This is a genomic window from Natronosalvus caseinilyticus (assembly GCF_017357105.1).
In the GTDB taxonomy this organism is placed as follows: Archaea; Halobacteriota; Halobacteria; order Halobacteriales; family Natrialbaceae; genus Natronosalvus; species Natronosalvus caseinilyticus.
The window spans coordinates 3,480,483-3,507,062 of sequence record NZ_CP071596.1; the positions used below are offsets into that span (position 1 = coordinate 3,480,483).

Sequence of the window (26,580 nt, forward strand, 5' to 3'; positions counted from 1 at the left end):
ACTCGAAAACCAGAGGCCAGAGACCCGAAACCAGAGAAGCGACGCCAGCGGACGGACTCGTCACCGAGCCGGGTCCGTCGACGGTTTCCACGACGTAAGGACAATTGGTTACGGACCCGTGGGAACGCCTAACAGGCTACGAAACGAATATAACGAAGAGAGTTTACCATGACAGAACTCGGCGGCTTTCACGACAGGGTTGCTCGCATCGATCTCTCCTCGGGGTCGGTCGACTACGAGCCGATCGACGACGAGGACGCAAGGAAGTACATCGGGGCTCGCGGACTCGGCGTAAAGTACGTCTTCGAGAACGGACCAGACGTCGATCCCGAGGGGCCAGAGAACCTGCTCGCGTTCATGAACGGTCCGCTCACTGGCTCGCAGGTCCCGATGTCCGGTCGGATCGCGGTCTGTACCAAATCGCCGCTGACCGGCACCGTCACCGACAGCCACCACGGCGGCTGGTCCGGTGCACGGCTCAAGTGGGCCGGCTTCGACGGCCTGCTGTTCGAAGGCAAGGCCGACGAGCCCGTCTACGCCGTCGTCGAGGACGGCGAGGTCGAACTCCGTGACGCCGCTCACCTCTGGGGAAGCGGTGTCCACGAGACGCGCGACCGACTCGAGGAGGAAGTAGACGGCTCCTACGGCAAGAACCTCTCGCTGATGGCCATCGGCCCGGGCGGCGAGAACGGCGTGAAGTACGCCTGCATTATGAACGAGGACGATCGGGCCTCCGGTCGGGGTGGCACCGGCTGCGTGATGGGGTCGAAGAACCTCAAGGCGGTCGTCGTCAAGTCGACGACGAAGATGCCAAAGCCCGCGGATCAGGAGACGTTCAGGGAGGGACACCAGCAAGCGATGAAGGCGATCCAGGAGTCGGACGTCACCGCACCCAACGAGGGCGGCCTCTCGATGTACGGGACGAACGTCCTGATGAACATCGGCGAAGAGATGGACGGCCTCCCGACGAAGAACGCCCAGTACACCTCGACCGAGAGCATGCGCGAGGCCGAAGGCGTCGACATCGACGCCGAGCGCGTCTCCGGCGAGAACGTCCGCGAGAACATCCTCGTCGACGAACCGACCTGTCACTCCTGTCCGGTCGCCTGCAAGAAGGAAGTCGAGGTGCAGACCATGCACAAGGGCGAGGAGATGAACGTCCGGACGGAGTCCTACGAGTACGAGTCGGCCTACGCGCTCGGCCCGAACTCGGGACACACCGACCGCGACGCCGTCGCCCTCATGATCGAGCGCTGTAACGACGTGGGCGTCGACACCATCGAGACGGGCAACATGATGGCAATGGCCATGGAGATGTCCGAGCAGGGCAAACTCGAGGAAGGCGACCTCGAGTGGGGCGACTACGAGACGATGATCGACATGATCGACCGAATCGGTCGCCGCGAGGACGACCTCGCCGACCTGCTCGCGGAGGGGCCGCGCCGGGTCGCCGACCGCAAGGACGCCCAGGACAACTCGCTCGCAGTCAAGGGCCAGACCATCGCCGCTTACGACCCGCGCTGCATGAAGGGGATGGGCATCGGCTACGCCACCTCGAACCGGGGCGCGTGTCACCTGCGCGGGTACACGCCCGCCGCCGAAATTCTCGGCATTCCCGAGAAGGTCGATCCCTACGAGTGGGAGGGCAAGGGCGAGCTGACCGCCGCTTTCCAGGACCTCCACGCCATCTCCGACAGCTTCGACATCTGCAAGTTCAACGCCTTCGCGGAGGGTATCGAGGAGTACGTCTCCCAGTACAACGGCATGACCGGCCTCGACGTGAGCGAGGACGAACTCATGGAGGCCGGCGAGCGCATCTACAACCTCGAGCGCTACTACAACAACCTCGCCGGCTTCGATGGCGCGGACGACTCCCTGCCGGACCGGTTCCTCGAGGACGGCATCCGCGGCCAGGGTGCCAGCGAGGGCGAGTACTGCGAACTCGAGGAGATGAAAGAAGAGTACTACGAGCACCGCGGCTGGGTCGACGGCGTCGTTCCCGACGAGAAACTCGACGAACTGGGCATCGACATGGGCCCCGGCACCGGCGTCTCGGCGGGCGACTCGCCGGCTCCGGCCGACGACTGACGATCCAGTCGTCGTCGACTGGTTTCCGATCACCAGTCACTTTTCGACGGGAATTCGACCCGCTCGAGCGTCGTTCACCGGCTCGCTGGCACCCAGTCCGCGTCGAGACCTCGCTAAAACCCGCTAGCAGATCGGCTCGCTCTCGCCGTACGCCGCCAGCACCACGGCCGTCGCGTAGCCGTCCGGTTCCCCCCGAACCGTCTCGATTCGCGTCTCGGGTTCGTCGAACACCCACTCGCGCAGGGTCTGTCCGCCCGCCAGGCCCTCGAGTACCCGGGATTCGACGGATTCCGGGTCGGCTTCGCCTGCGTTCTCGTAGAACAGACCGGGACCGTTCCCCGAATCGGACTGGGCCCACGCGAGCGCGGCGCTGGCGCGTCCCTCGCTGCGAACGGTGGCTCGAGCCTGTACTACGGTGAGTCGTTCCCCGGCGGGACCGAGGTCGGGCGCCGTGCCGACCGCCTCGACGTCGGCGGTTGCGGGAATCACCGACGAGACCGTCACGAGGTTGTAGTTTTCGACGCCAGCGTCGGCCAGGGCGGCGTCGTAGGAGGCCATCTCCGTCGAGGCGGTCGCCGATCCCCAGACGACGCGAATCGTGCTCATGAGCGGGAGTCGGGGACCGACGGCGTAAGGGCTTGCGATTTCGCTGGCGTCGTGCCAGTACGTAAATTGCGGGTCTCGAGTGTGTCGCTCGAAGGCGTAGCTCAGTCGAAGAAGTAGTTCGCCGACGTGACGACTTCCCGATCACCGGCCTCGATCTTCTCGAGGGCGGCCTCGAAGTCCGATTGCCCGACGGTCGTCCGCTCGTCGCGGATGGCGAACATCCCGGCCTCGGTAGCGACGGATTCGATTTCCGCGCCCGTGAACCCGACCGTCTGTTCGGCGAGGTCCTCGAAGTCGACCTCGTCGTGGACGTTCATGGTCCGCGTGTGGATCTCGAAGATCTGCTGTCGTCCCTCGCCATCGGGTTCGGGGACCTCGATGAGACGGTCGAACCGACCTGGGCGGAGAATTGCGTCGTCGAGCATGTCGAAGCGGTTCGTCGCGGCGATGATGCGGATGTCACCGCGCTCGTCGAAGCCGTCCATCTCGCTCAGGAGCTGCATCATCGTTCGCTGGACCTCGGCGTCGCCGGAGGTCTTCGACTCGGTACGCGTGGCGGCGATGGCGTCGATCTCGTCGATGAAGATGACGGCGGGTTCGCGCTCGCGGGCCATCTCGAAGAGGTCTCGAACCAGGCGGGACCCCTCACCGATGAACTTGCGGACGAGTTCGGAGCCGGCCATCTTGATGAATGTGGCGTCGGTCTGGGTGGCGACGGCTTTGGCGAGCATCGTCTTCCCCGTGCCCGGCGGCCCGTAGAGCAGGACGCCACTCGGCGGTTCGATCCCCACGTTCTCGAAGAGTTCGGGCTGGGCGAGCGGTTGCTCGACGGCCTCCCTGACTTCGCGAACCTGGTCGTCGATCCCCCCGATGTCGTCGTAGCTGACGTCGGGTTTTTCCGTAATCTCCATCGTCTGCGCGCGGGCGTCCGTCTCCGCCGAGAGGATCCGCTGGATACCGAAGGAATCGTTGACGGCGACGCGGTCACCGTACTCGAGTTCCTCGGCGAAGTCGGGACCGATTTCGGTGAGTACCTCCTGGTTATTCCCGTGTTGCTTGACGATGACCTCGTCGCCCAGGTGGTCCTCGACGGTCGCGAGGTACAGCGACGAACTCTTGAGGACCTCGTTTTCGCGTTTGGTACGGTCGACCTGTTCCTTGAGGCGTGTTCGCCGGTCGCGGGCGGCGCCGAGTTGCTCTGACAGCTGCTCGCTGGCCGCTGTCAGCTGTAGAAAGTGGTCGTGGAGCGCTTCGAGCCGTTCTTCGTCCGAGAGATCGGGATCGATCTCCCGACTCGGTGTGTCGGGGAGCGAGGGACTTCGAGACATCCTGACGACCGAGCATAACTGCCGACGGTACATCTGCCTTTGGGTCGCGGAGAGGACATCGACGTGGTCCCGATTCGCCGGCAAAAGCTCACGGCCCGGGCCCGGCACCCGTCGGCCGTCTGTCGCCGCCCGCGCCATTTAAGCGGCCGGGGTCCCCTTCCCCGATATGGCCACGGGTCTGCTCACGGACGAAACGGCCGATCAGATCGTCACCACCTGTCGAACCGCTGTCGGCGACAGCCTCCGGTCGGTGACGTACTTCACCCGGGACGACTTCGAACAGCTGTACCTCCGCGACGACCTCGAGCGCGACGCCGACCTCACGAGCTTCATCGGTCACGAGTGGCGCGGCTTCAAGACCGCCCAGACCGCTTACGAGGGCTCCGAACTGGGCGACTACGAGTACACCATCCGCGTATTCGAAAACGGGTTTCTCATCCGCGTGACGACCGATCGGGAGGGCGTCTTCGCGACGACCGACGGGCTGACAGTCAAGGACTTCGAAGAAGTCGCAACCGGGCTCGAGTCGTTCCTGGGCGAGCGCAATCGCGAGTAAGCGCCGTCAACACGCTTCCGACCGCTCGTCGTCGTCGCCTGACTCGCTCGGTCTGTCGGGGGAGCCGATCGGTAATCCCGAGCCGAGTTCCCCGTCGGTGCCGAGCAGCCGAGCGAACCGTCGCTTCTCCGCAGCGTACTTATCGAGTGCCATGCTTCCGACGAACGGGCGACCCACGTGTAGTTATGCACGACATTAACGCTGTATCCCACCGTTGTTCGCGGCGAAACGGACGGGAACCGGTCGAACGCCTGTGAAATGGTAGCCGAAGTGATGGGACGGTTCTATTGGACCCTGACATCGCAAGCCGAGGCCTACCGCTGGCGTAACACCCATTTTCGCACCCACCGTTCGCCCACGTATGACGAAGCTACCGACGGCCGTCGCCGACGCACTCGAGGCGCACGAGGCGTTCTCGCCGGTCGACGACGCGACGTACGCGCTCGAGACCACGGTCTTCGAGGCGCGCGTGAGCGCAACTGCCGCCGAGGGGCCGCGAGACGGCTCGATTACCGTTACCGTCCGATTGCCGACGCTCGACGCGGCGACCGCCGACCGCGTCGCCCCGGTGGTCGAAGACGGCTGGTTCGAGACGTTCGAGCGTCGACTCGCGGACGTGTTCACGGTCGCCGAAACCGGCACGCACGACGCGCCGCGGATCGATCGCGACGACGGAGTCGTGACGGTCACCCTCGAGTACGTCGCCTGGGATGCCAGAGAGGGGATCGACGACGCCAAAGCGCTGATCGAGTACGTCGAGGGAACCTACGCGCAGGGGATCATTCCAGGCTACGAGTACGAGGGGCCCGCGGCAACGCTAGTCGAGAACGCCCAGACCGCGGGAGAGCGGGCTGCCGAAGGCGCTGCTGGCGACCACGGCGACGAGTACGACAGCCCGTTTTAACGAGGGTTGATCGCCTCGAGTCGCGCCGCACGGATGCGTCCGCGTTCTGTTTCGAGGCGTATTATGTTCTCCTTAGATGTAGTCATCTACGAACTCGAGCGACGGGACCTGTCGCGCAGTACACAATCTCGCAAACGTCGATTCAGTCCATCGCGATGTAGGTCTTCGTATCCGAAACCCCGTCGAGACTCTGGATATCGCCCGAAGCCGCCTTCAGGACGCCGTACACCTCGTCGGCGTCGACCTCGGCGATGATGTCGTAATTGCCGGCGACGATGTGAGCGTCCGAAACGCTCTCGAGGTCGCGGATGCCCGCCAGGAGTCCTTCGGATTTGCCGGCAGCGGTCTTCACCATGATGAACGCGTGAACCATTACTTTCGTGTGGTACTCCTTGGCACGACTAAAGTGTTTGCCCGGCCACCGACGCCGACGCCTCGAGAATTCGCCGAAACTTTCGTATCAAAAGTCCCGCGGTGAGTGTAGCGAGAGGTCGAAGCAGTAACTGGCAAAAACCTGGAGCCCAAAGTGAGTGTATGGCACGAACCATCACGGTAACTGGCATGAGCTGTGGCGGCTGCGAGGACACGGTCGAACGAGCGCTCGAGGACGTCGACGGCGTCGTCGAGGCGTCGGCGGACAACGAATCGGACGCCGTCACCGTCGAGGGTGACGCCAACGTCGACGCGATCGTCGAGGCGATCGAGAACGCCGGCTACGGCGCCTCTGCCTAAACGCGGCTCGCCAGCGAACGCCCGTTCGTTCTACCGATTGATCGGACACTCGTTCTACCGGTCGACTGGATCGTCGATCCAGTTGTAACACCGAAAGTGCTCTGGCCGCTTTTCGCTCGTAAGCATCTCGAGGGGAATGAATCCCTCGCCGCCGCGAGCCCCCGCCTCGCGCTCGTCGGGGTCGTCGGAGAACGTCATGAGTTTCGCCTTCACCGAAAACGTGACCTCGAGCGTGCCGGTGTGATTTTCGTCGGGGTCGAACCGCATCGAGACGTCGCCGGCGCCGATGCCGAAGATGGCCCGGTCGGTCGGCGTCGAGACGCCCACGTCGTGACTGGCGAGGCCGCTCGAGAGGTCCTCGAGCCACGCGCGCATCTCCTCGCGGTCGAGCGGTTGCTCGAGGTCGAACCCGCCGTCCTCGTCCATCGACCCCGATTCGAACGCGAAGTCGGGGTAGGCGAGTTTCTCGTCGGGGAGAACGTGCGAGCTCGTTTCCGGGTCCGGCGGGGTTTCGGGGACGCCCAGTTCGTCGCTGATCGCCGACCGAACGGTCGCTTCGGCGTCCGTCGCATTCACCGGTGCCGTGTCGCTCGCTTCTTCCGTATCGTCGGTCGGTCCTGCCGGGGAGTCGCCGTCCATTCTCTCGTCGCTATCTCGAGTCATGACCCATAGTCCTGCTGGTCGTTCGCTCGAGCGACGCGCTCGGCGAAGTGGCACTTCGAAACCGTCCCCTCGAGGTCGACTGCGTCGGGAACATCCGTTCGACACTGGTCCTCGGCAATCGGACATCGCGTGTGGAAGACGCACCCACTCGGCGGATCCACTGGACTCGGGATGTCACCCTCGAGAATGGTTGCGTCGAGCACCGACGTGGTGGGATCGAGGTCGGGAATCGACGCGAGTAACGCCTCCGTGTAGGGATGGGCTGGCGACTCGAAGAGTGGACCCGCTTCGCCGACCTCCATCAACTCGCCGAGGTACATGACGGCGATGCGATCGGCGATATGCTTGACGACGCTCAGGTCGTGGCTGATGAGGACGTAGGTGAGATCGAGTTCGCGCTGGAGACGCAACAGGAGGTTGATGATGCTCCCTTTCACCGAGGCATCGAGGGCGGATACCGGTTCGTCGAGGATGAGCACCCGTGGTTCTGTCGCGATCGCCCGGGCGATCGCGACTCGCTGGGCTTGACCACCCGAAAGTTCGTGGGCGTATCGATCAGCGTAGCGCTCCGAGAGGTTCACCTGTTCCAGCAATTCGGCGATGCGGTCTCTCCGATCAGCCCGCGACCATCCCTGCGTCTTGAGCGGTTCGGCGATCGCCTGCCTGACGGTCATCCGCGGATCGACGCTCGATTTGGCGTTCTGGAAGATGACCCCCACGTCGGCCAGCAGTTCGCTCGAGCGCTTCGTTACGGACCCAACGGGTTGCCCGTCGATCCGAATGTCACCTGCCGTCGGCGAGTGAAGCCCAGTAACGAGGTTCGCGAGCGTCGACTTTCCGCTGCCGCTCTCGCCGACGATTCCGAGCGTCTCGCCCTCGTACACGTCCAGCGAGACACCGGAGACGGCGGTGATCGTCGTCCGCGTACCGAACAGACGATCGAGTAGGGAGTCGTCAAGGGCGAACTCCTTCGTGACGTTCTCGAGTTCGACGACCCTGCTCGCGTCGCGCTCGTGATCGCGGTCGTCCGTCGATTCGACTCGCGTGCTCATTGTTCTCCCTCCGCGTCGAGGGTCGAGGCCAGCGTGGGATCGTCGTTCACCCGACGAATTTCACAGCACTTCGCCCGGTGATCCTCACCGCAGTCGATCGTCGGCATCGGTCCCGACCGACACGCCTCGCGAGCATAGTCACACCGAGACGCGAACGGACACCCCGTGACGTCGCCGAGTTGATCCGGAACCTGCCCCTTGATCGTCTCCAATCGCTCCTTCCGCGCGGTTTCCTGGGGCATACATTCGAGTAACGCCTGCGTGTAGGGGTGTTTCGGTTCCTGCAGGATCTCTTCGACCGGTCCACTCTCCATGACCTCGCCGCCGTACATCACGACAACACGGTCACAGATGTCGGCGACGACGCCAAGGTCGTGGGTGATCATTACGACGGACATGTCACGTTCATCTCTGAGCCTGGCGATGATGCGAAGGATCTGCGCCTGAATTGTGACGTCGAGGGCCGTCGTCGGTTCGTCGGCGATCAGCAGATCAGGTTCGCTCGCGAGCGCGATGGCGAGCATCGCTCGTTGGCGCATCCCACCGGAGAACTCGTGGGGGTAGGCATCGAGTCGCTCGGCCGGGTTTGGAATGCCGACCTCTTCCATCAGGTCGACGACCCGCGCGCGCTTTTCTCGCCAGTCCGAGCGGTCGTGTAAGAGCGGCACACGAAGGTATTCTCGAAGCGTCTGCGATGTCGGGTCATCGTGGATCTTTAGCGATTCGACGATCTGTTCGCCGACCGTAAAGACCGGATTGAGCGTCGTCATCGGATCCTGAAACACCATCGAGAGACCGTCACCGCGGATCCGGCGGATCTCGCGGTCGTCGGCCGTCGTCAATTCGGTGTCTCTGAACCGTATTGACCCAGCGGCGATTCGTCCGGGGTCCTCGAGTCGCATCGTCGAGAGCGCGGTGACGGATTTCCCGCTTCCGCTCTCGCCGACGATGCCGAGGATCTCTCCCTTGTCGACGTCGAAACTCACGCCGTTGACGGCGTGAACGGTTCCTTCGTACGTATCGAAGCAGGTGTGTAAATTTTCGACCGAGAGCAGTGGTTCTGTCATGCTTAGAATCCCTCGTTCTGTACCGCGTCCGTCTCCCGGGGGTCGAGGACGTCGCGAAGCCCGTCACCGAGCAAGTTGAATCCGAGAACCGCGAGCATGATCGCCAGGCCGGGGAAGTTCACGACCCACCAGGCGTCCTGCAGGTAGTTTCGACCTTCGGATATCATCGTCCCCCACTCGGGCGTCGGCGGCTGAGCACCGAGACCCAGGAACGACAATCCGGCGGTCCCGAGGATTACGCCGGCCATGTCGATCGTCGCGAGGACGACCACCGGGCCGATGACGTTCGGCACGATGTGGCGACCGACGATCGTGAGACGACCGACGCCCATCAACTGGCTGGCCTTGACGAACTCTTGTTCTTTGACCGAGAGTACGCTGCCGCGTATCACGCGAGCGTATCTGGTCCAGCCGACGACGGCGAGCGCGATCATGATGTTCGTCAGACTGGGCCCGAGGATGCCGGCGATGACGAGCGCGAGCAATAGCCCCGGAAACGCCAGCAGGACGTCGACGAACCGCATCAGCGCTTCGTCCACGTAGCCGCCGGCGTACCCCGCCGTCACTCCCACCGCCGTACCGATAGCCAGCGAGATACCGACGACGGCGACGCCAATTCGCAGTGAGATGCGAGCACCGTAAAGCAATCGCGTCAGGATGTCACGGCCGAGCTGGTCGGTCCCCAGCGGGTGGTCGACCGACGGGGACTCGAGGCGGTTCTCGAGGTCCTGTTTGGCCGGCTCGTACGGCGTTAGAAACGGGGCGAGCAGGGCGCTGAAGAGGATGGTCAGAACGATCATCAGCCCGACGACGTTCAACGTATTCGCCCGAAACTGTCGTGCCTTTCGTGAGTTGTACAGCGATCGTATCCGCTCACGGCGAGTTTGTCCTTCGAACGACGCGCGTTCGTCGAGGTTTGCGTCAGTCATTTGGATGCACCTTCGAACGAGATTCGGGGGTCGACGTACCGGTAGGTGACGTCGACCAGGAAGTTCGTGACGACGAAGAACACCGCGATCACGAGGACGAGCCCCTGGACGATCGGGTAGTCGCGGGCGAAGATCGAGTCAATCAGCAGTCGGCCGAGACCTGGTCGCTGAAAGACCATCTCGATGATGACGGCTCCATTGAGGAGATACCCGAACTGAAGCCCGACGATCGTGATCACGGGGATGAGCGCGTTGCGCAGGGCGTGTTTGTAGACCACGATACGCTCACGCAACCCCTTCGATCGCGCCGTGCGGATGTACTCCTCGTCGAGCACCTCGAGCATGGACGACCGGAGCAGGCGGGTGACAATCGCCGCCATGCCAGTACCGAGCGTGATCGCCGGCAAGACGAGTTGATCGGCCGTGCCGTACCCGGACGTTGGTAACACGCCCAACTGAATCGCGAAGACGAGCATGAGCAGGTAACCCAGCCAGAAGTTCGGCATTGATAGTCCGAGGAGCGCGGCAAGTTGGCTCCCGTAGTCGAGTCGACCGCCCTTGTGAACGGCGCTGATGACGCCCGTCGGGACGGCGATAACGAGGGCGACGAACAGTCCGGCGAGAGCCAGCTCGAACGTCGGCCAGAGGTTTTCGAAAATCAACTGGACGACCGAGGCGTCGTTGTGGTAGGACTGGCCGAGGTCCCCCTGCAGGATGTTCGCGACCCAGTCTCCGTACTGAACGAGTATCGGATCGTTCAGCCCTTGTTCTATTCGAAACTGTTCGATCGCTGCATCCGGTGGCGTCCGTCCGCCCATCTGCTGACGGAGAATCGTCTCCGCGGGGTCCCCCGGCGTGAAAAACACCATGAGGAAGGTCAGGACTGACACCCCGAAGAGGACGAACAGAGACGTTACAGACCGTCTGAGAACGAATTTCCACATCGTTTATCTATTCTGGAAGAGACTCGTGGGCTACTCCCAGTGCTCGAGGTTTGTCCAGCGTGAGAACTGAGGAATAGCACCCAGTTCGGCACCGTCGATGTTCGCGTGGGCCGCCGCGATGTACTCGCTGTAATAGAGCGGAATCGTCACGGCCTGGTCGGCGATGTGCTGCTGGGCCTCCTTGTAGGCCGACGCTTTCTCCTCCTCGTCGCCCGTCTGGAATCCCTGTTCGATCAGTTCGTCGACTTCGCCACCGAGGTTGTGCAGCCCCGTCCCGTCCTCCCCATAGAGGCGCTGGTTGACGTCGCCCTCCGAGTGGAATCCCTCGTAGATGATGTAATCAGCGTCACCGCTGTTCGAGCCGCTCTCCTTGAGGATGAGGTGGGCTTCGCCGTTACGGACGGCCTCCGAATACGCGGCCCGTTCGAGGGCCTGAATCTCGGAGTTGACGCCGATTCCGTCGATCGCTCCCTGGACGACCTGGGCCATCTCTCGACCGTCAACCATGTCGTTCGCCACGAGGATCGAGAGCTCCTGGCCGTCGTAACTCGAATCCGAGACGAGGTCGGAGGCGCGGTCGTCGTCTTTCTCGTAGCCGTCAATGTCGTCGTGGGCCGACCAGTAGATGACCGGCGAGATCGGGCCGCGTGCGGGTTCGCCGACGCCCTCGAGGATCGTCTCGACGATGGTCTCCTGGGAGACGGCGTGATTCAGTGCGCGACGGAGGTCCGCGTCGTCGGTCGGCGACTTGTAGAGGTTGATGCCGACGTACCCGGCGCCGGGGCGGTTCTGGCGCTCGAGATAGAGCGAGTCGTCGTCCTCAATCGACGAGACTCGCGTGCGAGGCGGCGCGAGCGCGAGGTCGATTTCGCGATTCTCGAGCGCGAGCGTTCGCGTGTTGGGATCCTCGATCACGCGGAACGTGAGTTCTTCGAGGACTGGTTCGTCGTTCCAGTAGTCTTCGAAGGCCGTCGTCCTGACTTCCTGCTGTTTTTCGATCTCGTCGACCTGGAACGGTCCGGTGCCGATGACAGTGCCGGACTCGTGGTCCCGGTCGGGGTGCTGGATTGCGACCATATTGTGTGCGATCGTCCCTGGGAACGTCGGGAATGGATCCGTCGTCGTGAACTCGACCGTGTAATCGTCGAGCGCCACGATGTCACCCGACTCGACGTGGATCCACCCAGGGGCCCATGCCCACTCCTCGAGGATGCCCTCGAACGAGAAGACGACATCGTCGGCGGTCATCTCCTCGCCGTTGTGGAACGTGACGCCCTCGCGGAGCGAGAACTCCCAGACCGTGTCTTCGACCTGTTCCCAGTCGGTCGCGAGCCACGGTTCCAGTTCCATATCCGTCGAGACCCAGACGAGTGGTTCGAGGATGTTTGTCCAGTACGGTGTTACGCCACCGTAGAGGTTCCAGTCGTCTCTCGTCGGGTCGTCGTTCAGCGCTATCGTCGCGCTTGGAAGTTGTTCACTCCGGTCCTGATCGTCCGGGTCACCGTTGCCGTTCCCGTTTCCGTTGTCGTCGTCCGAACCGCCGCCAAGACATCCTGCTAAGGAGACGATACCAGCGCCACCCAGAGTCTTCAGTACTGTCCGTCTATCGTTCAATTGCGTGTTGCGTGTCATATTCTAACACTCTCGCGATCGATACCATGAATCTGGCGCCCCCATCCATAAGTCTTGTATGTCCGTAGGGCGGGTTATTTATATACGGTCGTGATTTCGGCCGTCTAATAATTTACTATATAATATTAATCTCTAAAAAACGCCTGAAACAATATGGTGCTCACTGGTATGACTTACTTACTGGAGTGAATCATTCCAATCGCATTGTTCCAATAAGTTTAGAAGACATTAATTAGGGAAACGAAGTCGATAACGGACCATTGGACGGAAGAGCACGTTTCAGTTCTTCGCTTGCCTCCCGAACCGGCCACTTGCAGCGTTAAGTCGTCGAACCTCGGCGTCACCTCACGTGGCGCCGGCACTTTACATCCATAGGAATAGAAGCGGCCAAGGTAAATTATATAATGGTTGGTTCGAAAATCCCCCACTATGAAAAATTTCGACGAGACGGACCTCGAGATTCTCCGTCTTCTAGCGGAGGACGGACGACGGCCTTTCAACGAGGTTGCGAGCGCCGTGGACCTCTCGGCTCCCGCCGTCTCGGATCGCGTCAGCAAACTCGAAGAACAGGGGATCATTCGCCAGTTTACCATCGACATCGACCGCTCGCAGCTTCGACGGAGCCTCCCGATTCTCGTCACCGTTTCCACTCGGCCCGAGTGTTTCGACATCGTCAAACAGCAGTTAACGACGATTCCTGAAGTCGAACACATCTATGCGACGATAGGTTCAGATCTCGTCTTTTACGCGAACGCCCCGGAGACGAATCCTCGAGAGTGGATCCTCGCGCAGTTCGATCAGACGATGATCACCGAATATGAGGTCGCGCTCCTCACGGAAACCGATCGATCGTTTACGTTGAGCGGGACGGAATTCGCGCTCTCATGTGCCGAATGCGGGAATACCGTAACCAGCGAGGGTGTCGTAAACCGCGTCGGCGGCAAACTCAAACAATTCTGTTGTACGTCGTGTGAAAATCACTTTACGAAACGTCACGACCGGCTTAGCCCACAGTCCGAAAGCTAAGAGATACCGCGCGGAAAGAGCGGCCCACTTTCTGTACCGAAAGCGGTAGCAACGAGGTATTACGGAATCGCGATCGCTGTCATAACAAGATTCATGCTCGATAGCTGACCTCGGTTTAGTACGATGGCTTTCAAAGGCAGTTTGTCGATTTCACCTACGATCCTAAAGTACTACTTCTACAAATCGACGAAAGCTGTCGAGTTCTATAGACCCATCATGTACCTCTACTTTCTCTCTCAAGGGCTCTCGTTTACGCAAGTCGTGATTCTCGAGGCGGCGTACAACCTGACCACCCTGTTGGGCGAGGTGCCGACCGGTTACGTGAGCGACCGGTTCGGTCGCCGACCGTCGTTACTGATCGGGTCGGTACTCATCACAGCGACTCTCGTTGCGATCGGTTTCGCGGACTCGTTTCTTGAGTTACTGGTACTGTTCGTCACCTGGTCGATGGGCTATAACTTCCGGTCCGGGAGCGAGGACGCGTGGCTGTACGACAGTCTAACTGACCTGAACCGAAGCGATCACTTTCCTCACGTTCGTGGACGGGGCGAAGCGCTCGCGCTCGCTATCGGCGCCGGTGCGTCAGTCATCGGTGGCTACATCGGCGGAATAAACCTCGCGTATCCGTTCTTTCTCGCCGCGGGGGTGATGGCTATCGGCATCGTCGTCGTGTTTACGATGCCCGAACCGAAGAGCTACCGGCGCGCTACTCCCGATCGATTACGGTTTCGGGAATCGGTGAACCTGATTAAAAAGACCATCGGCATCCGCCGGATTAGAGCGTTCGTCCTGTACTACTTTGTCCTCTTTGCAGCGGTCCTATACGTCACTTCAATATTCCTCCAGCCCGTCTTCGAAACGGCCGTCCTCGAGTTAGGCGCCTCGCAGTCGACCGTCGAGCCGCTTCTCGGCTGGTTCTACGCGATTGTGAGCCTCGTATCCGCCGGGCTGAGCTATCACACCGGTCGAATTTACGAGACTGTCGGCGTCAAAGGCTGGTTCGCCACGGTCCCGTTTCTCGTCGGTACGGGGTTAGTGGCACTCTGGTTCGCACCAGTACTCGCCATCCCGGTCCTCCTGGGCGCGCGTAGCGTCGTCGAAACATCGCGCTCGCTCGCGATCCAGCACGTCAATATCCACGTCGGAACGACCGGCCGTGCCTCCGTGTTGAGCGCGATGGCGATGGTCAGTTCGGTCACCGTGATCCCGTTCCAGCTCGGAAGCGGCGTCATCTCGGACGTGACGGGCCCGATTCTGGCCCTCTCTCTGGCCGGTCTCGTCCTCATAGCTGGCTCGGGGGCATTGCTCGCGTTGAGTTCTCCGCTTCGAAGTGACGACACGGTAGCCAAGATTTCGTCGGATTAACGGCTCACGGGCCTCGTTAGAACGACGAATGATCTCGTCTACTTGCTCCCTCGAACGAAGCTGTGAACCGGGGTAACATTATTCACGGCTGCCGGCGTAGCCCACTCCATGCGGTTCGTCATCATCGGCGCCGGTCGGGTCGGCCTCCGCACTGCGCGCGTCTTACGTGAGGAGGGCCACGAGGTAACGCTGGTCGAGTACGACGAGGCGAAGGTCCGCCGGGCGCGCGGCCAGGACTTCGAGGTCGTCCAGGGCGACGGTTCCCGCGAGGAGAACCTTGAGGAAGCGGGCGTCCATCGGGCCGACGCCCTCGGCGCACTGACGGGCGACCTGAACGTCAACTTCGCGGCGTGCATGATCGCCAAACACCACGGCTGTCGGACGATCATGCGCATCGACGAGGACTACCGCGAGGAGATCTACCGCAAGTACGCCGACGAGGTCGACGACGTGATCTATCCCGAGCGACTGGGCGCGATGGGCGCGAAGAACGCCCTGCTGGGCGGGACGATTCGTGCTATCGCGGACATCGCCCAGCACCTCCAGGTCGTCGAGTTGACGATCACCGACGAGGCCCCGGTTCGAGGGTACACGATCAGCGAACTCCAGCTGCCGGCCAACGCGACCCTGCTCGCGTTCGGCAAGGCGGGTCACCAGCTCGCGATTCCGACCGAGGACGAGTCGCTCGAGACCGGTGACCGACTGGTCGTCCTGGCGGATTTCGACGTGTTGAGCGACGTCAGGCAGATTCTCGTGGGCGAGTCACCGGATCGGGCGGTGTCGGCCGACGGCGGAATCGTCGACCAGATCCCGGATGCAGCGAACGACGGCGAACACGACGGAGGCAACTAGTATGGTCACTGCGTTCATCATGATCAAGGCGAATACGGGCGAGGCGGATCGACTCAGGGACACCGTCGAAGCGATCGAGGGCGTCGAATCGGCGCACATCGTCGCGGGCGACGTCGACATCATCGCGAAGGCGCGCGTCGAGACGCCCGCTGCAGTGAAGGAAATCTCCGCGACGCGGATCCAGGGCATTCAGGGTGTCGAGGACACCCAGACGTACATCGCGATGGACTGATCTGCTATCACGATGTCGCCAGGCGATCGGTTCGACCTCGGTGTTTTATACTACATCTTCGCGTGAAACCCGTATGCAGGAGTTCGACTTTCTCGTCGTCGGATCGGGTTCGGGCCTCGACGTGGCGAACGCGGCCGTCAACCAGGGACAGTCCGTCGCCGTGGTCGAAAAGGGGCGTCTCGGCGGGACGTGTCTCAATCGTGGCTGCATCCCCTCGAAGATGCTGCTCTATCACGCCGACGTCCTCGAGACGATCGAGTCCGCCGGCGAGTTCGGGATCGATGCGAGCGTCGACGACGTCGACTTCGCTGGTATCGTTCGTGAGGTCAACCAAGACGTGAAAGCGGACGCCGAATCGATCCGCCGCGGCCTGCGCTCTTCGTCCGATCACGCGCTGTTCGAGGCCGAGGGACGGTTCGTCGACGACCGAACGCTCGAGGTCTCCGGCGGCGACGACGACGGCGTACAGCTCCGGGCCGACACGATCCTCATCGCGGCCGGGACTCGCCCGACGATCCCGCCGATCGATGGCATTCAGGACGTCGAGTACCTGACCAGTACCGAGGCACTCCGCCTCGAGAGCCCACCGGAACACCTGGTGATCGTAGGAGGTGGATACATCGCAGCCGAACTGGGGCACTTCTTCGGCACGTTCGGCAGCGACGTGACGATCGTCGGGAGGCGGCCGATGCTCCTCCCCGAGGCCGACGACGAGGTCGCCGAGGCGTTCACCGACCGATTCGCCGACCGGTTCACCGTCTACACCGGCCACGAGGCGACCGCCGTCTCGGCTTCCGACGGCCAGGTCACCGCCGAGGCGAAGCCCTACGAGTACGGCGACGGACTCCTCGAGGACGCGCAGCCGGTGACCGCCACCGGCGATGCCCTGTTGGTCGCCGCCGGTCGCTGCCCGAACACGGACGCCCTGAACCTCGAGGCGACGGGCGTCGAGACGGACGCTCGAGGCTTCGTCGAGACCGACGAGTACCTGCGGACGGACGCCGAGGGCGTGTGGGCGCTGGGCGACATCGTCGGCGAGTACCTGCTGAAACACAGTGCGAACCACGAAGCCCAGGCGGTCGCCCGCAACCTCTTCGGGGACCACCCACAGCCGGTCGATTACGACGCGATGCCGTTCGCCGTCTTCACCTCGCCCGAAGTCGCCGGTGTCGGCGCTCGCGAGGCCGACCTCCGAGACGACGGCCGGGAGTACGCGACGAACACGTACCGCTACGAGGACACCGCCCGCGGCGCGGCGATGAAAGCCGAGGGGTTCGTGAAGGTGGTCATCGACCTCGAGGGAACGATCCTGGGGTGTCACATCGTGGGGTCGGACGCCTCGACGCTGATCCAGGAGGTCGTCGTCGCTATGAAGTCCGGCACGGGGACGGTCCAGGACGTTCGGAGTGCGGTCCACGTTCACCCGGCGCTCCCCGAAGTCGTCCAGCGCGCGTTTACCGGGCAGTTCACCCGGGGTGACAATCACGATCACGACGGCCATTCCGGCCATCATCACGGTGACGATCACCAGCACGACGCCGACCACCATCACGATCACGGCGACGACCAGCAGCACGACCCCGACCACCAGCACTGATGCCCGTATCTGCCGAGTGACCCTCTTGAGAAGCGGCCACGACGATCGCACGTTCGCGACTCGACCGTATCGTCCAGGCCGTCCCCGTCCAGCCCATTCCGTATCGATCGAGTCCGCGGCCGGTCGATGCAAGTCCCGGCTTTTTCGAACGGCGCGTCGTATCGCCCCGTATGTCGGACGAACGCCCGGAACCGGAGTACCTCGAGGACCAACCACTCGACGACAACCCCGAGATTCACTGGCCCGAAGATCGTTCAGGAGAACCGCCGGAAGATGCCCGATTCGTCGGCATCTCGAATCCCGGCACGCCCGTGCTCTACAGCCGGGAATCGGGGACGCTGTTTCAGGGAGACGTGACCGACGACGGCCGGGTCACCCCCAGAGCTGGAAGCGACGCGGAGATGAAGGTCGAATCGACCGATCGTCTCGGGGAGGCCATCCGCTCATTCGGCGACCGGATCGGCTGGGAGTCGCTCTCGCAGTTCGGGAAGGAACACTGGGAAAGCGAGAAATCGTCGCGGTGACTGCTCCTGGGGGCGCGGAGACTCGACGTCGCTCGAGCGTCAGTGCTCGAGTTCCTGCACGTCGTGGTCGGTGAGAAAGCCCTCGAGCCAGGCGCGTTGCTCCTCGAGCCGAGGGGTCGGCTCGTCGTAGACGGGGTCGAACACGTCCGACGGGTCGAGGGCCGGCGCATCCTCGGCCGTCTCGACGGCCGCCTCGACTTCGGCCTCGACGTCCTCGCGGACCGACTCGACGAGATCGTCGTCGAGGACACCTTGCTCGCGGAGATACGTCTCGTATCGCTCGAGCGGGTCCGCGGTGCGCCACTCGGGGAGGTCCTCGCGGTCGTCGCGGTAGCGCGAGGGGTCGTCGCTGGTCGTGTGGGCGCCCTGGCGGTAGGTCAGGCTCTCGACGAGCATCGGTTCGCCGTCGTGGGCGCGCTCGAGGGCGCGCTTCGTGACGCCCAGAACGGCCAGCGGGTCGTTCCCGTCGACCTGGACGCCGGCGAATCCGTAGGCCTCGGCCTTCTGGGCGATGGTGGCGCTCGCGGTCTGTTTCTCCCGGGGGAGCGAAATCGCCCAGTCGTTGTTCTCACAGAAGAAGACGGTGGGCGCGTCGAAGACGCCCGCGAAGTTGAGCCCCTCGTGGAAGTCGCCCTCGCTCGTGGCGCCGTCGCCGAAGTAACAGAGGATGGCCTCGTCGGACGCGCGGTAGTTCGCGGCCATTCCCAGTCCTGCCGCGTGGGGGATCTGTGTTGCGATGGGGACCGACTGCGGGAACACGTTGAGGTCGTGGTTCGAGGCGTACTCGGGGTGGCCCCGTCGAAAGAGGAAAATGTCGCTCATCGGGACGCCGTGGGCGATCTGGAGGGCGTTCGAGCGGTAGGTGGGGACGACCCAGTCGTCCTCGTCCAGGGCGTGTGCGGCCCCTACCTGCGAGGCCTCTTGTCCCTTGTAGGGCGGGTAGCCGCTCATCCAGCCCCGGCGCTGGAGGGCCAGCGCTCGCTCGTCGAAGCGCCGCGTCCGGACCAGGTCCCGGTAACACGCGAGCGCCTCCGTCTCGCCAAACGGCGTCTCCTCGAGGTCGTACTCCCCGATGATTCGGTGCATGGCGGGTGGGTCTCTCGCGGTGGTGAAAGTGGTTCTGGTTCCGACTTCCGACGCGCTCGCCGCGAGTCCGGGTCCGGGTCCAGGTTCAGGTTCAGGTCGACAGGGAAAAGAGCCCCCGGCCGATACTCGAGGTATGGTGTCGCCCCTCGACGCGATCGGGCTCCTCGTCATCGTCGGCGTTCACACGCTGTTTGCCGCCGTCTCGACCCGGTTTTTCAGGATTCGACTCGAGACCGACTGGGGGACGCTCGTCTACGTCGCGCTCGTGATCCCCGTCGTGCTGTTCGTCTCGCTGCTGGTTCTCTCCGGCCCGCTGGGACTGGGGCCGAATCTCGGCTCGGCAGTGACGGCGTTCGTCGTCGCCATCGCCCTGCCAATCGTGCTGGGGTACACGATCGACGTGTTCTGGATGCCACACCCGGAGGAAGTCGAGCTCCCAGACACCGCGAAGTGACGTCCCCGTCGAATCGTCGAACCTGCGGCGCGATCAGCGCGCGTTTGCGCCCGGGTCCGCATCCGTGTCCGCTTCGAGGCGATCCGCCAGCACCGATTCGACGGCCTCGAGGACGTCCTCCGGGGGCTGGCTGGCGTCGACCCGGACGAATCGATCCGGTTCGTTCTCGAGCAGGCGTTCGTAGTTCGCCCGTACCTGCGAGAGGTAGGCGGCGTGTTCGAACTTGTTCGTCGCGCCCGCTCGAGCGGCGGCCGTCTCGGGGTCGAGATCCAGGTAGATCGTCAGGTCAGGATCGGTCGTGAACGCCCGGTGGATGCCCACGATGTACTCCATCGGACGGGTGATCCGCCCCTCGAGGGTCGCGCCCTGGTAGGCGTAGCGCGAGTCAGAGTACCGGTCGGAGATCACGAGGTCGCCGCGCTTGAGGGCAGGTTCGATCACGCGCGAGAGGTGATCGGCGTGATCGGCGGTGTACAGGAAGAGTTCGGCGAGGGAGTCGGCATCGTCGTCCTCGATCGAGCGGTAGACGGCCTTGCCGTACCACGATCCGGTCTCGCCCGACGTCGGTTCTCGGGTGAACGTCGCGTCGGGATAGACGTCGTGGAGCGCCTCCCAGACCGTCGTCTTGCCGGTGCCGTCCAGTCCCTCGAGCGTGACCAACATACACGGATATCCTGCCGTGGGGTACAATTATGTGTCGGCGGCGGGTCGATGTGTCGGCGGCGGGCCGTCACTCGAGACCGCGCTGCACGCTGACGTACGCTGTAAGGCCGTACTTATAAGCCGTCCGACATCCTTTCTCGACCCATGAACGTACTGGTCGCTGGCGGAACCGGCTTCATCGGCACGAACCTGTGTCGCGAGTTGCGAGATCGCGGCCACGACGTGACGGCCCTCGCTCGAGAGCCGAACCCCGACTCGGTCCCGGAGGGCGTCGAAACCGCGGTGGGCGACGTGAGCGCGTACGACTCGATCGTCGAGACGGTTGCCGCTCAGGACGCCGTCGTCAACCTCGTCGCGCTGTCGCCGCTGTTCGAACCGCCGAGCGGGACCAGCCACGAGGAGGTCCACCTCGGCGGGACGGAGAATCTCGTGCGCGCGGCTGAAGAGGGTGGCGTCGAGCGGTTCGTCCAGATGAGCGCCCTCGACGCCGACCCCGACGCCCCGACCGAGTACCTCCGGACGAAAGGCCTCGCGGAGGACGTGGTGACGGCGTCGGCACTCGAGTGGACGATCTTTCGTCCTTCGGTGGTCTTTGGGGAAGGTGACGAGTTCGTCAGATTCACGAAGAAGCTGACGACTCCGTACCTCACGGGGTTGCCGGGCGGCGGAGAAACACCGTTCCAGCCAATCTGGGTCGGCGATCTGGCTCCCATGATGGCCGACGCTCTCGAGGACGACCGCCACATCGGTCAGTATTACGAGATCGGTGGTCCAGACGTCCTGACGATGGAACGGGTGGCGGAGCTGGCCTACGAGGCTGACGGGCGGTCGGTCACCGTGCTCCCGATCCCGATGGTGCTGGCCAAACTCGGCGCCGCCGCCGTTGGACCGGTCCCGTTCGTTCCGTTCGGCCCGGACCAGGTTCGGTCACTGAACGTCGACAACACCGTCGCGGACAACGACGTGACGGCGTTCGGCCGCACCGAGGATGACCTTCGCACGCTCGAGGAGTACCTCGGGCTCTCTGGGTCGGGGCCGGAGTCGTCGGAGTCACCACCCTCGAGTCACCGATCGGAAGCCGCCTGACGGGCACCGACCATCAGCGTGGTCACAGCCCGGTAATCGTTCCGTCGGGCCCGAAGTCGAGTGCTTTCGCCGCCGGTTCGGCCGGGAGCCCCGTCTTCGTCATCACGTCGCCGGTGAGCTCGACGACGAAACCCGGCCCCGCAGTGGTGCTCGAGATCCGTCGGCTCGAGGCCGAGGTCCGCGGCGAGTCTTCGATGAGACGATACGTCGCGGCGTTGGAGCTCTCGGCGTCGCCGGATATCGCGTCGAACCGTGGATCCGTACTGGTCATAGGGAGTACTCGACCAGCCGAAGCGGTAAAATAGACGCCTGATTGTTACGCGTTGGGAACGGCATACGGCGGCGACGTGAGGTGGTTTCGGCGTGTGGAGCGACCTCCCCTCAGTTCAAATAATCGACCAGTGTAGGGGTTTCACAGCGACGTTCTCGACGTGCCCACATCGATGCCGTCTGCCAATTTTTGGCGACTTTCAGGGGTGTGAGACTTTCAGACTAACACAAAGTTTATATCCCTCATCGCTCTGTTTTCGAGTCAACGGAGCCCCCTACTAACAATGAAGCTGGCGATGATTGGATTCGGACAGGCCGGTGGGAAGGTCGTCGATCGATTTCTCGATTTCGACGACCGGACCAACAGCGGAATCGTCCGTGCGGCGATCGCTGTAAACTCCGCGAAAGCGGACCTCATCGGACTCGAGAATATACCCCAGGAGAATCGCGTGCTCATCGGCCAGGCCCGGGTGAAGGGCCACGGCGTGGGCGCAGACAACGAACTCGGCGCGGAAATCGCCGAGGAAGACATCGACGAGGTGCAAAACGCCGTCGACGCCATCCCGACTCACGAGGTCGACGCGTTCCTCGTCGTCTCGGGCATGGGCGGCGGCACGGGTTCGGGCGGCGCGCCCGTCCTCGCGAAGCACCTCAAACGCATCTACACGATCCCCGTCTACGGTCTGGGCATCCTGCCCGGGACGGACGAGGGTGGCATCTACACGCTGAACGCCGCCCGGTCGTTCCAGACGTTCGTCCGCGAGGTCGACAACCTGCTCGTCTTCGACAACGACTCCTGGCGACAGACCGGCGAGTCCGTCGAGGGCGGCTACGACCAGATCAACGAGGAGATCGTCCGTCGCTTCGGCATCCTCTTCGGTGCCGGCGAGGTCGGCGAGGGCCAAGAAGTCGCCGAGAGCGTCGTCGACTCCTCGGAGATCATCAACACCCTCTCGGGTGGCGGCGTCTCCACGGTCGGCTACGCCTCCGAGGACGTCGAACTCAACACCAGTGGTGGGCTCCTCTCCCGATTTACCGGCGGTGGCGCCGGCGCCGACGACGGCCTCGACGCGGCCAACACGACCAACCGCATCACGAGCCTCGTCCGCAAGGCCGCCCTCGGGCGCTTGACTCTGCCCTGCGAGATCGAAGGCGCCGAACGCGCCCTGCTCGTTCTCTCCGGCCCCAGCGAGTACCTGAACCGGAAAGGAATCGAGCGCGGGCGGAAGTGGCTCGAGGAGGAAACCGGCAGCATGGAGGTCCGCGGCGGGGACTACCCCCAGAACGTCCCCGAAGTGTCGGCGGCGATCTTGCTCTCGGGCGTGACGAACGTCCCGCGAATCAAGCGCCTCCAGCAGGTGGCCATCGAGGCCCAGGACAACATGGAGGACATCGAGTCCCAGAGCAAGGAGAATCTCGAGACCCTCGTCGAGGACGACGAGGACGAACTCGAGCCGCTGTTCTGAGCTGACCGGCTACGTTTTCGTTTCGTGGGTCGACGGTTTCAGTCTGCTCGACGCCGACTCCGAGGCGCTTTTACTCCCCGGTTCGAAAGAGTCGACGAATGCAGGTCGTCGTCCCGTTCGCCGAGGAATCCCCCAAATCCCGCCTCGCGCCCGTCCTCGAGCGCGAAGAGCGACGGCGACTCGCCCGAGCGATGCTCGCTGACGTCTGCTCGGCGCTCCGGGCGGTGGGTCGAGAGCCGACGATTCTCGCGACGGAGCCGCTCTCGGCATCGACGCTGAACGCGCTCGAGGATCCCGACGTGAACGTGATCGTCGACGACCGGGCGCTCACACCGGCGGTCAACGCCGTCCTCGAGTCCGTTGACGACACGGTCGCAATCGTCATGGCGGATCTCGCGCTCGCGACGCCCGCGGCGCTCGAGACGCTGTTCGAGACGCCCGGCGAGGTGGTCGTCGCACCGGGACGCGGCGGCGGCACCAACGCGCTCGTCGTTCGTCACCCCGCGTTCCGAACGGACTACCACGGCGCGTCCATTCTCGACCATCGGCGGCAGGCCCGCGAGATCGAAGCCAGCCTCGAGACGGTCGACTCCTTCCGGCTGGCGACCGACGTCGACGAGCCAGCGGACCTGGTCGAGGGGTGGCTCCACGGCGGCGACCACACGCGAGCGGCGCTCGAGGCGTTCGGCTTCGACCTCGAGACGACCGAGGGGCGGGTTCGGCTGGTCCGGTAGACGACAGTGTGTATTCGCATCGGCTGGCGTCACCCCGTCGACGGTAAAGTGAAGCGTTTTAGGCCCGGGAGGACTCCGTCCAGACGAGAGCCGATGACGACGATTCCGGGGACTGCAGAGTACGACGTCGAGGTGTCGATAGCCGAATCGGACGTCGAGCGCCTGCTCGAGGTGACGCCGAGCGACGTCGAACCCGCCCCCGAACTCTCGTTTTGCCGGAACGTGTTCATCCCGCTCACGACGGCTTGCCGGTACACCTGCACCTACTGCACGTACTTCGATCCGCCGGGTCAGGCCTCGCTCCTCTCGCTCGAGGAAGTCCGAGACATCTGCCGACGAGGGGCCGACGCCGGCTGTACCGAGGCGCTGTTCACGTTCGGCGACGACCCCGACGACCGGTACACGCAGATTCACGACCAGCTCGCCGACTGGGGCTACCACTCGATCCACGAGTACCTGCGTGCGGCCTGCGAGGTCGCCCTCGAGGAGGGACTGCTCCCACACTCGAATCCCGGCGATCAGACGCTCGAGCAGATGGCCGAGGTAGCGGACGTCAACGCCAGCATGGGCGTGATGCTCGAGACGACGGCCGACGTGGACGCCCACGCAGGGCCGCGACGAAAGCTGCCCGGTCAGCGCCTGCGGACGATTCGGAACGCGGGCGAACTCGACGTGGCGTTCACGACCGGGATCCTGGTGGGTATCGGTGAGTCCTGGCGCGACCGCGCTGAGAGCCTGCTCGCGATTCGTGAGCTGCACGAGCGCTACGATCACGTCCAGGAGGTGATCGTCCAGCCCGTCGCGAACAACGAGCGCTGGACGGACGGGTCGCCCGGCCTCGAGACGATGCGACGGGTGACGGCGATGGCGCGGGTCGGGCTCCCCGAGGAGGTGTCGGTCCAGGTGCCGCCGAACCTCGCACCTGCCCGGGATCTGGTCGACTGCGGCATCGACGACCTCGGCGGCGTCTCGCCGGTGACCGACGACCACGTCAACCCGGACTACGCCTGGCCCGCGCTGGACGAACTCGAGGCCGTCGCCGAGCACGCCGGCGTCCCGCTCCGCGAGCGGCTGCCGGTCTACGAGCGGTTCCTGCCCGCCGGACTGCGAAGTGACGATTTCAATGGGGTTCTGGCCGACGGCGTCGACGGCGTCAGCGGGGGAACGCAACAGGCGAGCGTCGCTGACGGTCGAGCGTGGCTCTCGCCGACGATTCGGCGAGCCCTCGAGGCCAACGACGACGCCGGGCGGCGCTTTCGAGCGACGCTCGAGTAGCCTGCTGATTCCAGGGTGCTGTTTACTCGAAATCGAGTTCTGGAACGGCGCTGTCAGCAACGGTGACCGGTGTGACTGGGTTTTATGTACGAGTATAACTAATTGAGTAGTATGGCAACAGTCAGCGCCTGCCCGAAGTGCGGTTCCAGTTCGCTCGATCTCGAACAGCGCGGCTTCGCGTGTGACGATTGCGACTGGGTCGCCTGTCCAGAGTACCTGATGGAAGTGTAGGCGCCGCGTCGGTGGCGGTTACTCGGCCGGTAGCGAGCAGGTTTCTTCGTAGCTCGCGTCACGAACTGACTCGATAGCTGGCTCTTCGCCACAGACTGGACAGTCCGGATTGTGCCTGATTTCGACGGTCTCGAAGGTCATGCCCATCGCGTCGTACAGCATGAGCCGTCCCTCGAGCGTCTCGCCCGTCTCGAGGAGGAGTTTTACGACCTCGGTCGCCTGAATGCAGCCGACGGTTCCTGGAAGGACGCCGAGCACGCCGGTCGTCGTGCAGTCGGGAACCGTGCCGGGTTCGGGAGCTTCCGGGAAGAGACAGCGGTAACACGGCGGCGTCGGTTCCGACGCTGCCTCGCGGTTCCGGTTGTCGAACGTCGTGATCTGCCCCTCGAACCGGTAAATCGCGCCGTGAGAGAGCGGCGTCCCCGTCAGGACGCAGTGATCGTTGAGGAGGTACCGGGTCGCGAAGTTGTCGCTGGCGTCGAGGACGACGTCGTAGTGGGCAACCAGGTCCGCGACGTTCGCCGGTGTGAGCCGCTGTTCGTGTTTCTCGACGGTGACGTCCGGGTTGAGCTGTGCGACGTAGTCGGCCGCACTGTCGACCTTCGGTCGGCCCACGTCGTCGTCGCCGTGAACGATCTGACGCTGGAGGTTCGACCGCTCGACGACGTCGTCGTCGACGATGCCGAGCCGGCCGACGCCCGCCGCGGCGAGGTACTGAATCGCTGGCGACCCGAGGCCACCCGCTCCGACGATCAGGACCGAGCCCTCGAGCAGCCGCTGCTGGCCTTCGGGGCCGACTTCGTCCATGATGACGTGTCTCGAGTAGCGGTCGAGCTGGGTGGGATCGAAGCGAAGGTCGCTCATGCCCTCTACTTCGGACGGGAACGAGAAAAGTCCGCGGGACCGAACGCGTCGTCGCTCTCGAGTGTGACTGATAATGACTGTCACTACCCGATGCTTTATGTGCGTGTATGGTGTGTTGTAGCATGACCATGGCATCATCACCCAACGGTGCCGGAGACGACGTTTTCGATCAGTTCCTCGCCGACAACGGCCACTCTACGGAGCGAACAGGCTGGAAACGTGATTACAACAAGAAGCAGTGTCCGGACTGCGGCGGCCTTCACGATACGTCCGCGACGACCTGTACCGTCTGTGGGTGGGATCCGCGACCGTAGCCAGGGACAGGTTCGCATCGCTTTTTCGCCGAACTCGAGT

Annotated in this window: 30 protein-coding genes; 16 read left to right on the top strand and 14 right to left on the bottom strand. The window is 63.6% G+C overall.

Annotated features, from left to right (window positions below; all coding sequences use genetic code 11):
* The first annotated feature begins 168 nt into the window (after positions 1–168).
* Complete coding sequence (locus tag J1N60_RS16810; RefSeq protein ID WP_312909104.1) at positions 169–2,088, top strand: aldehyde ferredoxin oxidoreductase family protein; 1,920 nt, start codon at positions 169–171, stop codon at positions 2,086–2,088.
* 123 nt (positions 2,089–2,211) lie between these two features.
* Here the strand turns inward: J1N60_RS16810 and J1N60_RS16815 are convergent, their stop codons facing one another.
* Positions 2,212–2,694 (bottom strand): pyruvoyl-dependent arginine decarboxylase, encoded by a 483-nt coding sequence (locus J1N60_RS16815; RefSeq protein ID WP_312909105.1) that lies wholly within the window; start codon positions 2,692–2,694, stop codon positions 2,212–2,214.
* Positions 2,695–2,795: 101 nt separating this feature from the next.
* Positions 2,796–4,022 carry a proteasome-activating nucleotidase Pan2 gene (gene pan2 / locus J1N60_RS16820; protein WP_312909106.1) on the bottom strand — a complete coding sequence of 409 codons (1,227 nt, stop codon included), beginning with the start codon at positions 4,020–4,022 and terminating at the stop codon, positions 2,796–2,798.
* Positions 4,023–4,188: 166 nt separating this feature from the next.
* Here pan2 and J1N60_RS16825 point away from each other — a divergent pair, with 166 nt between their 5' ends.
* Positions 4,189–4,578 (top strand): DUF7522 family protein, encoded by a 390-nt coding sequence (locus J1N60_RS16825; RefSeq protein WP_312909107.1) that lies wholly within the window; start codon positions 4,189–4,191, stop codon positions 4,576–4,578.
* Positions 4,579–4,584: 6 nt separating this feature from the next.
* Here the strand turns inward: J1N60_RS16825 and J1N60_RS16830 are convergent, their stop codons facing one another.
* Complete coding sequence (locus J1N60_RS16830; protein ID WP_312909108.1) at positions 4,585–4,731, bottom strand: hypothetical protein; 147 nt, start codon at positions 4,729–4,731, stop codon at positions 4,585–4,587.
* 208 nt (positions 4,732–4,939) lie between these two features.
* Here J1N60_RS16830 and J1N60_RS16835 point away from each other — a divergent pair, with 208 nt between their 5' ends.
* Complete coding sequence (locus tag J1N60_RS16835) at positions 4,940–5,482, top strand: DUF5813 family protein (RefSeq protein WP_312909109.1); 543 nt, start codon at positions 4,940–4,942, stop codon at positions 5,480–5,482.
* A 142-nt stretch (positions 5,483–5,624) separates the two neighbouring features.
* Here the strand turns inward: J1N60_RS16835 and J1N60_RS16840 are convergent, their stop codons facing one another.
* The gene (locus J1N60_RS16840) at positions 5,625–5,855 is read right to left on the bottom strand and encodes an Lrp/AsnC ligand binding domain-containing protein (protein WP_253437094.1); all 231 of its coding nucleotides are present in this window, start codon (positions 5,853–5,855) and stop codon (positions 5,625–5,627) included.
* A gap of 161 nt (positions 5,856–6,016) precedes the next feature.
* Here J1N60_RS16840 and J1N60_RS16845 point away from each other — a divergent pair, with 161 nt between their 5' ends.
* Positions 6,017–6,214, top strand: coding sequence for a heavy-metal-associated domain-containing protein (locus tag J1N60_RS16845; protein WP_312909110.1), 198 nt, complete (start codon positions 6,017–6,019; stop codon positions 6,212–6,214).
* Positions 6,215–6,268: 54 nt separating this feature from the next.
* Here the strand turns inward: J1N60_RS16845 and J1N60_RS16850 are convergent, their stop codons facing one another.
* Genes J1N60_RS16850 through J1N60_RS16875 form a run of 6 tightly spaced genes read right to left on the bottom strand, consistent with a single transcriptional unit; the run spans position 6,269 to position 12,501 of the window.
* Positions 6,269–6,853 carry a hypothetical protein gene (locus tag J1N60_RS16850; RefSeq protein ID WP_312909111.1) on the bottom strand — a complete coding sequence of 195 codons (585 nt, stop codon included), beginning with the start codon at positions 6,851–6,853 and terminating at the stop codon, positions 6,269–6,271.
* A 20-nt stretch (positions 6,854–6,873) separates the two neighbouring features.
* Positions 6,874–7,929, bottom strand: coding sequence for an ABC transporter ATP-binding protein (locus J1N60_RS16855; protein ID WP_312909112.1), 1,056 nt, complete (start codon positions 7,927–7,929; stop codon positions 6,874–6,876).
* Entirely contained in the window at positions 7,926–8,996 is a 1,071-nt protein-coding gene (locus J1N60_RS16860) for an ABC transporter ATP-binding protein (RefSeq protein WP_312909113.1), read from the bottom strand. The genes J1N60_RS16855 and J1N60_RS16860 overlap by 4 nt, the downstream gene beginning before the upstream one ends.
* Before the next feature lie 2 nt (positions 8,997–8,998).
* Positions 8,999–9,925, bottom strand: coding sequence for a nickel transporter permease (nikC, locus tag J1N60_RS16865; protein WP_312909114.1), 927 nt, complete (start codon positions 9,923–9,925; stop codon positions 8,999–9,001).
* Entirely contained in the window at positions 9,922–10,869 is a 948-nt protein-coding gene (gene nikB / locus J1N60_RS16870) for a nickel ABC transporter permease (RefSeq protein WP_312909115.1), read from the bottom strand. Before nikB ends, nikC begins: the two co-directional genes overlap by 4 nt.
* A gap of 30 nt (positions 10,870–10,899) precedes the next feature.
* Positions 10,900–12,501 carry an ABC transporter substrate-binding protein gene (locus J1N60_RS16875; protein ID WP_312909116.1) on the bottom strand — a complete coding sequence of 534 codons (1,602 nt, stop codon included), beginning with the start codon at positions 12,499–12,501 and terminating at the stop codon, positions 10,900–10,902.
* A 429-nt stretch (positions 12,502–12,930) separates the two neighbouring features.
* Between J1N60_RS16875 and J1N60_RS16880 the strand changes: the two genes are divergently transcribed.
* From J1N60_RS16880 to J1N60_RS16905, 6 genes are all read left to right on the top strand, one after another.
* Positions 12,931–13,527 carry a winged helix-turn-helix transcriptional regulator gene (locus J1N60_RS16880; RefSeq protein ID WP_312909117.1) on the top strand — a complete coding sequence of 199 codons (597 nt, stop codon included), beginning with the start codon at positions 12,931–12,933 and terminating at the stop codon, positions 13,525–13,527.
* Between the two features lie 216 nt (positions 13,528–13,743).
* Complete coding sequence (locus tag J1N60_RS16885; protein ID WP_312909118.1) at positions 13,744–14,892, top strand: MFS transporter; 1,149 nt, start codon at positions 13,744–13,746, stop codon at positions 14,890–14,892.
* A gap of 108 nt (positions 14,893–15,000) precedes the next feature.
* The gene (locus tag J1N60_RS16890; RefSeq protein WP_312909119.1) at positions 15,001–15,744 is read left to right on the top strand and encodes a potassium channel family protein; all 744 of its coding nucleotides are present in this window, start codon (positions 15,001–15,003) and stop codon (positions 15,742–15,744) included.
* A gap of 1 nt (position 15,745) precedes the next feature.
* Positions 15,746–15,976 carry an Lrp/AsnC family transcriptional regulator gene (locus J1N60_RS16895; RefSeq protein ID WP_312909120.1) on the top strand — a complete coding sequence of 77 codons (231 nt, stop codon included), beginning with the start codon at positions 15,746–15,748 and terminating at the stop codon, positions 15,974–15,976.
* A gap of 73 nt (positions 15,977–16,049) precedes the next feature.
* Positions 16,050–17,573 carry a dihydrolipoyl dehydrogenase gene (locus tag J1N60_RS16900; RefSeq protein WP_312909121.1) on the top strand — a complete coding sequence of 508 codons (1,524 nt, stop codon included), beginning with the start codon at positions 16,050–16,052 and terminating at the stop codon, positions 17,571–17,573.
* A 170-nt stretch (positions 17,574–17,743) separates the two neighbouring features.
* Complete coding sequence (locus J1N60_RS16905) at positions 17,744–18,097, top strand: hypothetical protein (RefSeq protein ID WP_312909122.1); 354 nt, start codon at positions 17,744–17,746, stop codon at positions 18,095–18,097.
* A gap of 39 nt (positions 18,098–18,136) precedes the next feature.
* Here the strand turns inward: J1N60_RS16905 and pdhA are convergent, their stop codons facing one another.
* A complete protein-coding gene (gene pdhA / locus J1N60_RS16910) occupies positions 18,137–19,183 on the bottom strand; it encodes a pyruvate dehydrogenase (acetyl-transferring) E1 component subunit alpha (RefSeq protein ID WP_312909123.1) in 1,047 nt (348 codons plus the stop codon).
* Positions 19,184–19,316: 133 nt separating this feature from the next.
* On the opposite strand from pdhA, the gene J1N60_RS16915 reads away from it, so the two are divergent.
* On the top strand, positions 19,317–19,637 hold the full coding sequence (locus J1N60_RS16915; RefSeq protein ID WP_312909124.1) for a DUF7991 family protein: 321 nt from the start codon (positions 19,317–19,319) through the stop codon (positions 19,635–19,637).
* A 33-nt stretch (positions 19,638–19,670) separates the two neighbouring features.
* Here J1N60_RS16915 and tmk read toward each other — a convergent pair whose 3' ends face one another.
* Entirely contained in the window at positions 19,671–20,300 is a 630-nt protein-coding gene (gene tmk / locus J1N60_RS16920) for a dTMP kinase (RefSeq protein WP_312909125.1), read from the bottom strand.
* Positions 20,301–20,444: 144 nt separating this feature from the next.
* On the opposite strand from tmk, the gene J1N60_RS16925 reads away from it, so the two are divergent.
* The gene (locus tag J1N60_RS16925) at positions 20,445–21,386 is read left to right on the top strand and encodes a complex I NDUFA9 subunit family protein (protein WP_312909126.1); all 942 of its coding nucleotides are present in this window, start codon (positions 20,445–20,447) and stop codon (positions 21,384–21,386) included.
* Positions 21,387–21,408: 22 nt separating this feature from the next.
* On the opposite strand, the gene J1N60_RS16930 is transcribed toward J1N60_RS16925, so the two are convergent.
* Positions 21,409–21,657 (bottom strand): formate--tetrahydrofolate ligase, encoded by a 249-nt coding sequence (locus J1N60_RS16930; RefSeq protein ID WP_312909127.1) that lies wholly within the window; start codon positions 21,655–21,657, stop codon positions 21,409–21,411.
* A 283-nt stretch (positions 21,658–21,940) separates the two neighbouring features.
* Here J1N60_RS16930 and J1N60_RS16935 point away from each other — a divergent pair, with 283 nt between their 5' ends.
* From J1N60_RS16935 to cofG, 3 genes are all read left to right on the top strand, one after another.
* Entirely contained in the window at positions 21,941–23,122 is a 1,182-nt protein-coding gene (locus tag J1N60_RS16935) for a tubulin/FtsZ family protein (protein WP_253437123.1), read from the top strand.
* A 98-nt stretch (positions 23,123–23,220) separates the two neighbouring features.
* Positions 23,221–23,856, top strand: coding sequence for a 2-phospho-L-lactate guanylyltransferase (gene cofC / locus J1N60_RS16940; RefSeq protein ID WP_312909128.1), 636 nt, complete (start codon positions 23,221–23,223; stop codon positions 23,854–23,856).
* 93 nt (positions 23,857–23,949) lie between these two features.
* The gene (cofG, locus tag J1N60_RS16945) at positions 23,950–25,131 is read left to right on the top strand and encodes a 7,8-didemethyl-8-hydroxy-5-deazariboflavin synthase subunit CofG (protein ID WP_312909129.1); all 1,182 of its coding nucleotides are present in this window, start codon (positions 23,950–23,952) and stop codon (positions 25,129–25,131) included.
* A 249-nt stretch (positions 25,132–25,380) separates the two neighbouring features.
* Here the strand turns inward: cofG and ubaA are convergent, their stop codons facing one another.
* Positions 25,381–26,226 (bottom strand): SAMP-activating enzyme E1, encoded by an 846-nt coding sequence (ubaA, locus tag J1N60_RS16950; protein WP_312909130.1) that lies wholly within the window; start codon positions 26,224–26,226, stop codon positions 25,381–25,383.
* A gap of 128 nt (positions 26,227–26,354) precedes the next feature.
* Here ubaA and J1N60_RS16955 point away from each other — a divergent pair, with 128 nt between their 5' ends.
* Positions 26,355–26,540: an HVO_0416 family zinc finger protein gene (locus J1N60_RS16955; protein ID WP_254157529.1), complete on the top strand. Its 186-nt coding sequence runs from the start codon at positions 26,355–26,357 to the stop codon at positions 26,538–26,540.
* The last annotated feature ends 40 nt before the right edge of the window (positions 26,541–26,580 follow it).